This is a genomic window from Chitinimonas violaceus (assembly GCF_052601015.1).
Genome location: NZ_JBQXDJ010000017.1, coordinates 22,045 through 34,743, shown reverse-complemented (window position 1 = coordinate 34,743; position 12,699 = coordinate 22,045). Strand labels below are relative to the sequence as shown.

Here is a 12,699-nt window from a genome sequence, read left to right as displayed (position 1 = left end):
AGTCGGCACCTTCTTGGCAGTGATATCAAGCCAGCTGGAATGGGTAGACCGACCCCAACTTAAGAATCTGGGTCAGCTCATCCAACGCCGAACGGCATTCCAGCAGCAGTTGCGGGTCTGCCAGATCCGCCGCACTGAGGCGATCGCGGTAATGTTTGTTCACCCAGCCGTTAAGCGTGGTGAACAGTTGTTCATTCATCAATACAGCCGGGTTGACCGCAGCGAGTTCCTGGTCGTTCATGGCAACACGCAGGCGCAGGCAGGCAGGGCCGCCACCGTTCTGCATCGATTGCTTGAGATCAAACACCTTTACTTCATCAATCGGGCCGCCACTTGCAGTCAGCTTGTTCAAGTAGGCCCACACCCGCTCGATATTGCGTGACTCTTCCGGCACCACGATGATGAGTTTGCCATCCGCCTTGCTCAAGAGCTGGCTGTTGAAGAGATAGGACTTTACCGCTTCCTCGACGCTGACTTCAGCCTCGGGCACCTCAATAGCAACAAATTTACCGCCTACTGCCGCCAGTTTACGGTCCAGCTCAGCCAGTACCTTGGCCTGGTCCACAAACGACTTCTCATGATGGAACAGCACATTCCGGTTACCCACCGAAATCACATCGTTATGGAATACACCCTTGTCGATGGTATCCGGGTCCTGCTGCGCATAGACCACGCCTTCATCTTTAAGGCCATGCAGGCGAGCAATGGCTTGGCTGGCTTCCAGCGTCTGGCGGACTGGAAACTTCTGCGGCTTGGGGTAGCGCGAGTCGAAAGCGGCTTGGCCAAAGACGAAGAACTCCACACCAGGCTTATCGTACTCGGCACAGAACCGGGTATGGTTGGCTGCGCCTTCATCGCCGAAATGCATCTGAGCAGGTAGTGCCGGGTGATGCGCAAAGTGCCGCTCATTACCAAACATGGCTTGCAAGATACGGCCCGTCGTTGGGTGTTCGATGCTGCGATGAAATTTGTTGTTCAGATTAGCCGGTGTAAAATGGATGCGGCCATCCGCCGTATCGGCACTGGGCGACACTGTAGCCGCATTGGCAGTCCACATGGTGGAAGCGGACGAACACGCCGCCAGAATCACAGGGGCCTCTTTGGCTGCCTTGGCAATTACCTCGGCATCGCTACCGGTGAAGCCCAGTTGGCGCAGCGCAGGCAGATTGGGCCGCTCATGCGGGGCCAACACACCCTGTTTGAAGCCTGCGTCGTGCAGCGCCTTCATTTTGGCCAAACCCTGCAAAGCCGCTTGTTTGGGGTTGGCAGCTACATTCTGGTTGCCGGTGGAGGCGACATTGCCAAAGCTCAGGCCGGCATAGTTATGGGTAGGACCGACCAAGCCATCGAAATTGGCTTCAAATGCACTCATTCTTCACTCCATCAAAAGCTAGGCTCACGGTGAAAGCGTAAACACGGGCTACCCCCGCTTACTTACGACTTCCCATCACGGTCATCACATCGTCATGCCGGCAGGCAGGGTGGCGGGTAGTGCCAGATTCGGCGTTTCCAAACCTGCAACCGGGTAGCTGCAATAGTCTGCCGCATAATAAGCACTGGCGCGGTGGTTACCGCTTGCGCCTACCCCACCGAACGGTGCAGCGCTTGAGGCGCCCGTCAGCTGTTTGTTCCAATTGACGATACCCGCTCGGCTCTCTTGCCAGAACTGCTCGTATAGCGCCTTACTGTCCGACAACAAACCTGCCGCCAAACCATAGCGGGTTGCATTGGCCAGGACGATCGCCTCATCAAAATCGGTATAGCGCTGCACCTTCAGCAACGGCCCGAAGTGTTCCTCATCAACCAGCTCAGCTACGGCTGTCACGTCCAGAATACCGGGGGACAGCAACGCGGTTCCCGCCTCCAGACAACGCATCTCGAGCACCGGCTTGGCACCAAGCTTGATCAGATCAGCCTGAGCTGCCAGCAGGTGGTCTGCTGCTGCAACCGAGATCACCGAACCCATAAATGGTTGTTCAGCATCGTCCCAACGGCCAACCTTGAGCTGACGGGTTACTTCGACCAACCGCGCAAGGAACGCATCACCAGAGGCGCCGTGGGGTACAAGCAGACGGCGAGCACATGTACAACGCTGGCCGGCGCTGATAAAGGCGGACTGAATCGTCTGGAATACCGCAGCGTCGATATCGGCCACATCCTGCACAATCAGCGGGTTGTTACCACCCATTTCCAACGCCAGAATCTTGTCCGGACTGCCTGCAAATTGTTTGTGCAGGTATTGGCCTGTATTGCTTGAACCCGTGAAGAAGAGACCGTCAATGCCGATATGGCCTGCCAAGGCTACCCCGGTATCCTTCGCGCCCTGCACCAGTTGCAATACGCCTGCCGGCAACCCAGCTTTTTCCCACAGCTCCACCGTCTTGTGCGCCACACCAGGCGTCAGTTCCGACGGCTTGAAAATCACGCAGTTACCTGCGAGCAACGCGGGCACAATATGGCCGTTAGGTAGGTGACCGGGAAAGTTGTACGGGCCGAAAACCGCCACCACGCCATGCGGACGATGGCGTAACACCGCCTGGGCGTCGCCCATCGTGCTTTCCTTCTCGCCTGTGCGCTCGTGATAGCTCTTTACCGAGATATCGACTTTGCCCACCATGGTCGTGACTTCAGTCAGCGACTCCCAACGGGGCTTGCCAGTTTCAATAGCGATGGCATCAGCCAATGCCGCCTTGTTGTCATTCAACAGCTCGGCAAAACGACGTACGATTGCTTCACGCCCGGCAAACTCCAGCGCTCGCCATGCCTTGAATGCAGTACGCGCAGTCTTGACCGCAGCATCGACCTGCTCGGCAGTAGCAGCCTGACCTTGCCAGACAACCTGCTGGGTAACGGGATTTTTGGAACTGAAAGATTGGCCAAGCCCGGCCTGCCATTCGTTATTGATAAAGGAGAGGCCGTTAATGGTTTGCTGCGTCATGATGGTTTCCTGTTCCCCTCTGCGCGGCCTATGCCGCAAGCTGTAGCCGCCATTTGGTAAAAGCAGCTTACGGATTCTTAGAACCAATTCAAAGTCTCGCGAGCTAAAGCAAGACAAGGCGGAAACACCTGAAGAAGCGGAGTTTACTCAGAGTAAATAAGCATTCTGAGGATGTTTCTAACGCCGTATTGCAGACGCGCAGCAGACTTCGAACGGTGCTTAGCTTCGTGCTGACAACAACACCGCCCTTACACTCTCGCCCGGTTCAACACCCAACCGCGTAATTACATCCTGGGTCAACGGCAGACCGATAGGCGTCGGTTCGGTTTGCGCCAGGCACACCCGGAAGTCGTCCAACTTACGATTCGCGATCAGCCAGACACGGCCTGCGGTCGTGTCTTCAAGCTTGGCGGTGTAGGTCTTGCTATCCCGTACCGCACGGATATCACTGAGTGCACACTCGATTGTCGGACCGGCATCGAAGATGTCCACGTAGTGGTTGTATCGAAAACCCTCGCTCTCCAACATTGCGAGCGCAGGTTTGGTGTTCTCATGCACTTGGCCGATCACAGCGCGCGCCGCTTCACTCAGAAAAGCGGTGTACACCGGGTGCTGTGGCATCAGTTCTGCAATAAACGACTTTTGGCCAATACCAGTGAGGTAGTCGGCTTCCGAGAATTCCATCTTGAAGAAATGCCGGCCGAGGCTTTCCCAAAAGGGCGAGTAACCCGCGTCGTCCGACACACCGCGCATCTCGGCAATCACTTGGCTATCAAAGCGCTCGGGAAACTCGGCCATGAACAGAAAGCGGCTTTTCGAAAGCAGGCTGCCGTTACTGTCACGCCTATATTCCGGCTGCAGGAACAGCGAGCAGAGTTCTGCCTTACCGGTCAGGTCATTCGTCAGGAAGAGTGTGTTGAGCTTGCGATAAACGCCGATCTCGCGCGAGCTGTGTACCGAAAGACCGACCCGATAGTTGTACCAGGGCTCGGTTGCACCCACAGCGCCTTCAATGCCGCAGATCCCGGCTACATGGCCTGCCTGCTCATCGTCTTCGAGCACAAAGACAAAGCTGGAATCTGCCGGATTCGCCGGCCCTGCCGCTGCTGCCAACGAGCCTTCAATGCGGCGGGTCAGGCGTTCTTCATTGACCGGCAAGGTCGTGACTCCGACACCTGTGCTGCGCGCCAGTTGGATCAGTGCCGCTAAATCGTCGCGGCGGATGGAACGTACCCGCATATGTTTTTCCTTGTGGCCTATAGCGGTGCAGTACGCACCGTATCGCCGGTTTTCAAACCCAGTGCGGTCAGCACTGCCGGCGCCACTACCAGACTGTCACCCACCAACTGCGCATCCGCTACCGTGCAGCGATAATCCTTCAACGACGTTGTTGCGATCAGATAAGGGACCTGCCCACCCTCACCCGCTGCGAGCTTGATCAAACGGCTCTGGGCAATCGTGCGGATGGCTGCGGTACGCGCATACAAGGTCGGGCCACCATCGAAGATATCGACGTAGTTCTCGGTCTCGAAGCCTTCACGCGTCAACACGTCAAACGGCACTGCCGAAGCCGGGTTGATCTGCCCCATCACCTCCTGGGCTTCATCACTGAGCAAAGGCACGTAGATGGGATGCTGCGGCATCAGTTCGGAAATGAATTTGCGGCCTTTGACGCCACAATAGAATTCCGCCTGCTGATAATCGATACCAAAGAAATTACGGCCCACCGCATCCCAGAAAGGGCTGGAACCGTCATCACGGTTCACACCCAGCATCTCGGACACCACGCCGTGGGCAAAACGCTCCGGCCACTGAGCAATGAACAACAAGCGGCCACGCGACAGCAGATCGCTCCCCTGGGTAAAGTCCAAGGCATCACGGCAATAGAAACCATTGAGCAAGGTGTTGCCGGTAAGGTCATGACAGAGCGACAACGCATGCACCTTGTTGTTGATGCCAAGGCCAGGAGAGGCGTGGATCAGGGTCTCATTGCGATAGCTATAGAAGGGCTCGTTGAACCCCGCTGACGCCGTAATGCCGGAAACGCCAACCAATTCACCGGTCGTAGTTTCCTCCAATACAAAGAAATAACGCTCTTCACCATGGAACGAAACATCGGCCGCAAAGGAATCGAGCGAAGCCTCGATGCGCCTGTACAGCGCGTCGCGGTTATCCGGCAACGAGGTCACCCCGATAGGGCTCTCCACGGCAAGCAGCTCCACCCCTGGCAGGTCTGATTGGCGACTGGGGCGTAAGACAAGCACGCGCGACTCCTCAGGTTTCTGTGTGAATACAGCTTATTGACCAAGCACGGTGCGGACAGCCTGCTCAAAACGGTCGAGACCGGCATCGATATCCGCATCTGGAATCACCAGACTGGGGGCGAAGCGCATCACATCCGGTCCAGCCTGCAGCACAATAACGCCGGCTTTGGCAGAGGCGACGACGAAATCTTTGGTGCGTCCTTTGTAGGCATCACTCAGCACTGCGCCAAGCAGCAATCCCATACCGCGCACTTGCGTGAAGGCGCCTGTCTTGGTGGCGATCTCATTCAGACGCGACACAAAACGCGCATGCTTGCTGCGAACGCCTGCCAGCACTTCCGGCGTGTTGACAACATCCAGCACGGCTTCCGCCACCGAACAGGCCAATGGATTGCCGCCATAGGTGGAACCATGTGTGCCGACGCCAAAATGCTTGGCAACTGTTTCAGTGGTTAACATCGCCCCGATCGGGAAGCCGCCACCGAGTGACTTGGCCGAGGTGAGAATGTCTGGTGTAACGCCGTAATCCATGTAGGCATACAGTGAACCAGTACGGCCAACCCCTGTCTGTACCTCATCGAATATCAATAGCGCGCCATACTGGTTGCAAAGGTCACGCGCGGCTTGCAGATAAGCCTTCGTGGCAGGTAACACACCGCCTTCACCCTGCACCGGCTCCACAACTACCGCAGCTGTCTTATCCGAAACCGCCGCTTTCAGCGCGTCGATATCGTTGTAGGCAATATGCTTCACACCTTGCGGGCGTGGGCCAAATCCGTCGGAATACTTGGGCTGGCCACCCACGGTGACCGTAAAGAAAGTACGGCCATGGAAGGAGTTGGTTGTCGAAACGATCTCGTACTTCTCCGCACCACCCACATCGATCGCATATTTGCGTGCCAGCTTGAAGGCGGCTTCATTGGCTTCCGCACCCGAGTTGCAGAAGAACACACGTTCAGCAAACGTCGCCGCCACCAGCTTCTTGGCAAGCCTGAGTGCGGGTTCATTGGTCAGACCATTCGACACATGCCAGATCCGGCCCGCTTGTTCAGTCAGCGCCTTTACCAAGGCCGGGTGGGCATGGCCCAGGCCATTTACGGCGATACCGCCTGCAAGGTCGATGTATTCACGGCCGGCCTGATCCCAGACGCGAGAACCTTCGCCGCGCACCGGGATGTATTCCGCCGGGGCGTAATTTGGCACCATGACTTGGTCAAAATCGGCGCGGGTAACGGTCTGACTCATGTTGAAAATCCTTTCAATCGTTTGATTGCTGACAAAACCAACGAAACGTTTCTTGCCAGGTGTGAAAACGTAGACAGTGCGTCGGCACGGCAAGTTTGCCCAGCAAGGTCAAAAAAACAGTTCTGTTAGCCACTCTTATTCTAAGGAGGTCTCCCGGTAATTGATTACCGGATTGCGACATCTAACTCGCTAAAGTTGAAACTTATCCTGCAAACCTACAGGTATGCACCCTATGCATCACGTAGTATCGCCACGCACCGAACCACGCTGGCGGTCTTCACGCGGCGTGATGTCGAAATGATTACGGTAGGCGCTGGAAAAATGAGGGCCACTGGAAAATCCACAGGACAGCCCGATCTGGATAATCGAGCCAGATGTCTGCCGCAGCATCTGACGTGCACGGTTCAGCCGCAACTCTAGGTAATACTGCGAAGGCACCCTGTCGAGATGCTGTTTGAACAAGCGCTCCAACTGACGGCGCGATACGCACACATGCTGGGCGATCTCATCGGTGGTCAGCGGCTCTTCAAGATTCGCTTCCATCAGCATCACCGCCTGCACAAGCTTGGGTTGGTTGCTGCCCACACGATTGGAAAGTGGAATGCGTTGGCGGTCGTCCCGGCCACGGATGCGCTCCAGCAAAAGATGCTCGGCCACACTGGCCGCCAACTCCGTCGTATGGTGGCGTGCCAGCAGATGCAGGAACATATCGGCAATCGCTGCGCCGCCACCACAGGTTGCGCGATCCTTGTCGACTTCAAACAGCGCGGATGAGGCAATCACGCTGCTGTGCCGGGTAGTGAAAGATTCCAGCAAAGACCAATGCACAGTGGCCCGGCATTGCGTCAACAAGCCTGCAGCCGCCAACCAGAATGCCCCCGCATGCCACGACCCGATCACACCAGGCTGGCGACCCAGTGACGCCAATGCAGCGACCACAGGGTCACTGGCAGACAAAGGTTTGGGTAAATCGGAGGCCGCTACAAACAACATCGGGTAGGCTGCATCAATCTGCAGCACAGCATCAACCGGCTGCGCCCTGCCCTGCCTCGATACCACCGATCCGCCATCCATGGACAATAGGACCAGTTCATAGAGCAACGCTTCCGCCAGCCGATTGGCCTCGTCCACACAGTCTTGCAGCAACCCAAGCTCACCCGCCAGAAAACCCGGCAACAGCAATACGCCCAAGCGCTGGGTAACGGGCTTGTCGGCGTAGTCGAACATGGTTACTTCAGGCTTCCCTTAAGGAACTGTTGCAGACGCTCACTTTGCGGACTGACCAGCACGGTTTTCGGGTCGCCCTGCTCTTCGATCACACCCTTGTGCAGGAAGATGACATGGTTGGACACCTCACGGGCAAACGCCATCTCATGGGTCACCACCACCATGGTGCGCCCCTCTTCCGCCAGCGCTTTCATCACACGCAGTACTTCGCCAACCAGTTCAGGATCAAGCGCCGAGGTAGGCTCATCGAACAGCATTACCTCCGGCTCCACCGCCAGCGCGCGAGCAATAGCCACACGCTGCTGCTGGCCGCCCGACATATGCGCTGGGTACTTGTCTTCCACATCCTTGAGGCCGACTTTGTCGAGATACTTACGCGCACGCCCCACTGCTTCATCCTTGGACAGCTTCAGCACATTCACCGGCGCTTCGATGATGTTCTCAAGCACCGTCATATGCGCCCAGAGGTTGAAGTGCTGGAACACCATCGCCAGCTTGGCGCGCATCATCTGTAGTTGGCGCTCATCCGCGGCTTTGAACATGCCGTCCTTGGCGGTGACGAGCTTCATCTCCTCGCCGGCCACGGTGATACGGCCTGCGTGTGGACGCTCCAACATATTGATGCAGCGCAGGAAGGTGCTCTTGCCCGAACCCGATGAGCCAATGATGCTGATGACGTCGCCTGCATTGGCTGTGAGCGACACACCTTTCAGCACCTCATGGGTGCCATAGCTCTTATGCAGGTTTTCGACAGATAGCTTGATGCTCACGGTACTCTCCAATTTGATTCAAACCGGGCTGGTGCATCCAATAAACACCACCCCGGCATAATGTCTTTAGCTTGTTCAGGCGCCCAACAAATAGCCGCTGCGAAACGCCACCTTGCCGGCTACTTTGCACAGGTCCGTCCCTGCTGCGGCATAACGGATGATGCCGCGCGCGTACAACACGCCGCTGACGGTGGCGCGCACTGCGCTTACGGTATCGGACAAGGGGTCGATCACCTCAGCCACCACATCACCCGCGTTGATGTAATCGCCAGGCTGCCTCAGGAATACCAGCACGCCGGCATGCGGCGCGGTCAAGGTTTCTGAGCCGGCAAGCGGCGTGGGCTCACAAAGCGCCGCTGGCAATGCCGGTACAGGGCCAGCGACAACCCCACGATGCTGCAGAAAGGCAATCAGGTTTGCTGCATCCTGCTCGGCCAAGGGGTGGTACACCTCGGTTTCGCCACGCAATTCCACCGTGGCCGACAGGCACGCCAACGGAACAGGGAAACGCCCTTCATAGCGCTCGGCCAGCTGCCACCACAGCCCGCTCAAGGCTTCATCAAACGATGCACCGCCGGACCCTCGCGCCAACAGCACCGCCTGCGCACCGAGAAAACGATTCAAAGGCTCAGCCTGCGCCAAATACGGCTCTTCGGTATAAACATGCATCACTGCTTCGAAATCGCAATGCAGGTCCAGCACAACATCGGCATCGTAGGCCAAAGAAACCAGTGTATGACGCAGCGAAGCAAGCTCAGAAGCAGGCTTGATCTCCTGCAACGCAGCCCCCATCGCAGCACGGATAACCTGCTTGTTGAGCTCAGCATCGCCGCTCAGCTGGCTTTCGATTTTGTCCCCCAACAAGGCAACAAAATCGGGGTACTGCCGGTTGAAATTCTCGCCACTGGCAAACTCAAAACGGCCAAGGTGGCCATGCATCAAAGTCTGGTCCAGCCCTATCGGGTTGGCGACCGGCACAACCACTACCTCCCCCAGCAAATCACCACTTGCTTCCAACGCCGCCAACTTTTGCTTCAGGTGATGCAACACCAACATACCGGGAAGCTCGTCCGCATGCAGACTGGCTTGCAGATAGATCTTCTGTCCGCTACCGGGCTTGCCGTAATGAAAACTGAGCAGTTCACGCCGCGTCCCGATGCTGGGGCTCAGCAAGGCATGTCGTTTCACTTGCATGATTTTCAGGCCTTACGTGGTTGCAGATAGGCCAGCCAACGGTTTTCGGCCAGTTTGAACACCCCTACCAGGGTAAAGGTCAGGATCAGGTAGATGACACCCGCAGTAATAAACGCCTCGAAAGGCAGGTAGTAATCAGAGTAGACACTGCGCGCTGCATTCGTGATATCCATCAGTGCGGGCACCGTACTGGCCAATGACGTACCGTGCAGCATCATGATGACTTCGTTGGAATACGCCGGCAACGTACGGCGCAATGCTGAAGGCAGCACAATTCGGCGCATAGCCTGCCAGGGCGTCATTCCCATGGCTTTGGCGGCTTCCAGCTCCCCGTGATTGGTATCGCGAATGGCACCAGCCAACATCTCAGTTGTGTAGGCACAGGTATTCAGCGTGAATGCCAGCACACAACAGAACAGCCCGTCCTTGAACGGCTTGAACAGGGCCACCGTATCCCAGTTGTTCTGCACAACATCAAGCTGCGCCACGCCGTAGTAGATCAGGTACACCTGGATCAACATCGGGGTGCCACGCATCACATAGGTGTACAGCCAAACCGGTGTTGATATCCAGCGATTGGACGATACCCGCATGATCGCCATCGGGATCGAGAGCACGCCACCGATGCTGACCGACAGAACCAGCAGTTCAAGACTGACCAGAATGCCCTGCCAGAAGAGCTTGAGTGTCGCAGGTTGGAAGATAACGTCGAATTGCATGATCAGAACTCCCCCCGGCGCACGCCCATCGAGTATTTCTTATCGAGCTGCTTGAGCACCACAAGGGATACCGTCGTGAAAGCGAGGTAGATTGCCCCGGTGAAGAGGAAGAACAGCATGGACGCCAAGGGCGTAATGCCCCGGCCGGCCGCCGCTGCCTGTTTGGCCAGCATGGTCATATCCGGCAGGCCCAGAATCGACACCAGCGCCGTTGCTTTGATCAGCACCAGCCAGTTGTTCGTGAAGCTTGGCAGCGCCAACCGGATCATCTGCGGCACAGTAATGCGAAAGAAAACCCGCGCGCCACTCATACCGAAAGCGTAGCCCGCTTCCATCTGCCCCTTTGGAATCGCCATGATGGCGCCACGGAACGTTTCGGTCATATACGCGCCATAGATGAAACCGATGGTCAATACGCCGGCGACAAAGGGATTGATTTCGACGTAGTCCGTATAGCCCACCGACTCCAATGCCTTGTTCAGCAGAATCTGGCCGCCGTAAAAAATCAGCAGCATCAACACAAGATCGGGAATGCCGCGGATCACCGTGGAATAAATGCCCGCCAGCCAATTCAACGGTTTGCTCGGCGACAGTTTGGCGGTTGCGCCCAACAGGCCAAGCACAATTGATACAGCAAGCGATCCCAAGGCTACCTCGAGCGTAAGCACCGAGCCCTTGAGAATATTCAGTAAATACTCTTCCATCTTTGATCTCTACAACGCCTAAAGGAAATCCAGCCTGGCTAGGCGATACCAGACTACTACGGACCTGCATTTGCGCTGACTACACGCGACTAAAACTATCCTCCCATGCGCTAAGAACCTGTTCAAAATCTGCTGCGCGTCAGCGATACGGCGTTGAAAACACCCTCGGAGTGCTCATTTACCATTTGTAAACTCCGCTTCCTCGGCTGTTTCCGCCTTGTCTCGCTCTAGCTCGCGAGACTTTGAACTGACGAGGTTCTAGTTGAAAACAAGATGTCCCTGCTCGCGGAAAATTCGCAAGCAGACGCTTTGCCTTTAAGTATGAATCGTACGAAAGTACTGCGACAAGCCCGTATGACAGACCGTCGCCATATTCTGAAAAACTGTTCACATCACTGCCTAGAGATTTGGGACAGATCATTGAACAGATTCAACGAGAAACAATAAGAGTAGCGCAACCAAAAACACTGAAGCGCCCAACCGCATCAGGGCAAAGAACCTGCTCACGACAGATCGTAAGCAGGTTCTCTTGTGGGCTCGAAACTCAGCTTACTTGCCCCAGACTTCGAAGTTGAAATATTTATCGTTGATTTTCTTCCAAACACCGTTGCCACGGATAGTGCCGATTCCCTTATTCAGGGCATCGCGCAAGTCCCGATCACTCTTGCGCAGCGCAACACCGACACCTTCACCGAAGTATTTCGGATCATTCAACACAGGCCCTACAAAGCCCCATCCCTTGCCATCGGGTGTCTTCAGGAAGCCTTCATAAACTTCCACGGTATCGGCCACGGTTCCGTCAAGGCGGCCGGACTTGATGTCGAGGTAAACCTGATCCTGCGCTTCGTAAGGTATGATCACCGCGCCATTGGTCTCCAATTCACCACGCGCATACTTTTCCTGGGTCGAACCTTTGAGGACGCCAACACGCTTGCCTTTCAGGTCTGCCGGCACATTCTTGATGGCGCCGCCGAGCTTCACCACGATGCGTGACGGTGTGTTGTAGTACTTGCCGGTGAAGTCGACAGCGCGTTTGCGCTCTTCCGTGATCGACATCGAGGAAATGATGGCATCATACTTCCTGGCGTTCAGCCCCGGAATCATGCCGTCCCACGCCTGCTCAACAAAAACACACTTGGCTTTCAACTCAGCGCACAAGGCTGTGGCAATCTCCACATCAAAGCCTGTCGGTGTACCTTCGGGTGTCTTGTAGGTGAAAGGTTTGTACGTCGCATCGATCGCGACGCGGATTTCCTTCCACTCCTTTGCGGAAGCCGCCACTGACAACACCAATGCGATCGCACCGAATAGCGCGGTTTTCTTCATTGCCTTACTCCTTCTTATTGGATGTGCTTGAAAAGATCTGGGAATACGTCGCAATACGCAGCAGCTCTCAAAACCCGTTCACGATCTGTTCGGAATCCAACCCCGATGGCGATTGTAATCATGACCTGTATACAGCGTGATTCTGGTAATGCGACATATTCATACACCAAGCGCGGCAGTCTGCAACAGAAGTTGCCAGAACACCCGACGGGTTTCCCGCAGCTTGCTACCGCAGTGCCGATGCGCATGATACAGCCCGAAGCCTATAACAATTTGTCGCATCCCCTAATATTGGTAGTCGATTTCCAACGG

11 protein-coding genes are annotated in these 12,699 nt (G+C 56.1%); all 11 read right to left on the bottom strand.

Going from position 1 to position 12,699, the window contains the following annotated elements:
• Window positions 1–25: 25 nt before the first annotated feature.
• Complete coding sequence (gene astB, locus ACUHMQ_RS08170; protein WP_445294963.1) at window positions 26–1,372, bottom strand: N-succinylarginine dihydrolase; 1,347 nt, start codon at window positions 1,370–1,372, stop codon at window positions 26–28.
• Window positions 1,373–1,456: 84 nt separating this feature from the next.
• Complete coding sequence (gene astD / locus ACUHMQ_RS08165) at window positions 1,457–2,938, bottom strand: succinylglutamate-semialdehyde dehydrogenase (protein WP_445294962.1); 1,482 nt, start codon at window positions 2,936–2,938, stop codon at window positions 1,457–1,459.
• Between the two features lie 219 nt (window positions 2,939–3,157).
• Complete coding sequence (gene astA / locus ACUHMQ_RS08160; RefSeq protein ID WP_445294961.1) at window positions 3,158–4,177, bottom strand: arginine N-succinyltransferase; 1,020 nt, start codon at window positions 4,175–4,177, stop codon at window positions 3,158–3,160.
• A gap of 17 nt (window positions 4,178–4,194) precedes the next feature.
• Window positions 4,195–5,202, bottom strand: a complete 1,008-nt coding sequence (astA, locus tag ACUHMQ_RS08155; RefSeq protein ID WP_445294960.1) for an arginine N-succinyltransferase — start codon at window positions 5,200–5,202, stop codon at window positions 4,195–4,197.
• Between the two features lie 33 nt (window positions 5,203–5,235).
• Window positions 5,236–6,447 (bottom strand): aspartate aminotransferase family protein, encoded by a 1,212-nt coding sequence (locus ACUHMQ_RS08150; protein WP_445294959.1) that lies wholly within the window; start codon window positions 6,445–6,447, stop codon window positions 5,236–5,238.
• A gap of 237 nt (window positions 6,448–6,684) precedes the next feature.
• Window positions 6,685–7,674 carry a GlxA family transcriptional regulator gene (locus ACUHMQ_RS08145; protein ID WP_445294958.1) on the bottom strand — a complete coding sequence of 330 codons (990 nt, stop codon included), beginning with the start codon at window positions 7,672–7,674 and terminating at the stop codon, window positions 6,685–6,687.
• Between the two features lie 2 nt (window positions 7,675–7,676).
• Window positions 7,677–8,444: an ABC transporter ATP-binding protein gene (locus ACUHMQ_RS08140; protein WP_445294957.1), complete on the bottom strand. Its 768-nt coding sequence runs from the start codon at window positions 8,442–8,444 to the stop codon at window positions 7,677–7,679.
• A gap of 75 nt (window positions 8,445–8,519) precedes the next feature.
• Window positions 8,520–9,638, bottom strand: coding sequence for a succinylglutamate desuccinylase/aspartoacylase family protein (locus ACUHMQ_RS08135; protein WP_445294956.1), 1,119 nt, complete (start codon window positions 9,636–9,638; stop codon window positions 8,520–8,522).
• 5 nt (window positions 9,639–9,643) lie between these two features.
• The gene (locus ACUHMQ_RS08130) at window positions 9,644–10,357 is read right to left on the bottom strand and encodes an ABC transporter permease (protein ID WP_445294955.1); all 714 of its coding nucleotides are present in this window, start codon (window positions 10,355–10,357) and stop codon (window positions 9,644–9,646) included.
• 2 nt (window positions 10,358–10,359) lie between these two features.
• Window positions 10,360–11,061, bottom strand: a complete 702-nt coding sequence (locus ACUHMQ_RS08125) for an ABC transporter permease (protein ID WP_445294954.1) — start codon at window positions 11,059–11,061, stop codon at window positions 10,360–10,362.
• Between the two features lie 549 nt (window positions 11,062–11,610).
• A complete protein-coding gene (aotJ, locus tag ACUHMQ_RS08120; RefSeq protein WP_445294953.1) occupies window positions 11,611–12,387 on the bottom strand; it encodes an L-arginine-binding protein AotJ in 777 nt (258 codons plus the stop codon).
• Window positions 12,388–12,699: the final 312 nt, after the last annotated feature.

Coding starts and splice junctions, on each gene's coding strand:
- ACUHMQ_RS08150 (WP_445294959.1), bottom strand. CDS start 6,447: ATGAGTCAGACCGTTACCCGCGCCGATTTTGACCAAGTCATGGTGCCA.
- ACUHMQ_RS08145 (WP_445294958.1), bottom strand. CDS start 7,674: ATGTTCGACTACGCCGACAAGCCCGTTACCCAGCGCTTGGGCGTATTG.
- ACUHMQ_RS08125 (WP_445294954.1), bottom strand. CDS start 11,061: ATGGAAGAGTATTTACTGAATATTCTCAAGGGCTCGGTGCTTACGCTC.
- astD (WP_445294962.1), bottom strand. CDS start 2,938: ATGACGCAGCAAACCATTAACGGCCTCTCCTTTATCAATAACGAATGG.
- ACUHMQ_RS08135 (WP_445294956.1), bottom strand. CDS start 9,638: ATGCAAGTGAAACGACATGCCTTGCTGAGCCCCAGCATCGGGACGCGG.
- astA (WP_445294961.1), bottom strand. CDS start 4,177: ATGCGGGTACGTTCCATCCGCCGCGACGATTTAGCGGCACTGATCCAA.
- astB (WP_445294963.1), bottom strand. CDS start 1,372: ATGAGTGCATTTGAAGCCAATTTCGATGGCTTGGTCGGTCCTACCCAT.
- aotJ (WP_445294953.1), bottom strand. CDS start 12,387: ATGAAGAAAACCGCGCTATTCGGTGCGATCGCATTGGTGTTGTCAGTG.
- ACUHMQ_RS08130 (WP_445294955.1), bottom strand. CDS start 10,357: ATGCAATTCGACGTTATCTTCCAACCTGCGACACTCAAGCTCTTCTGG.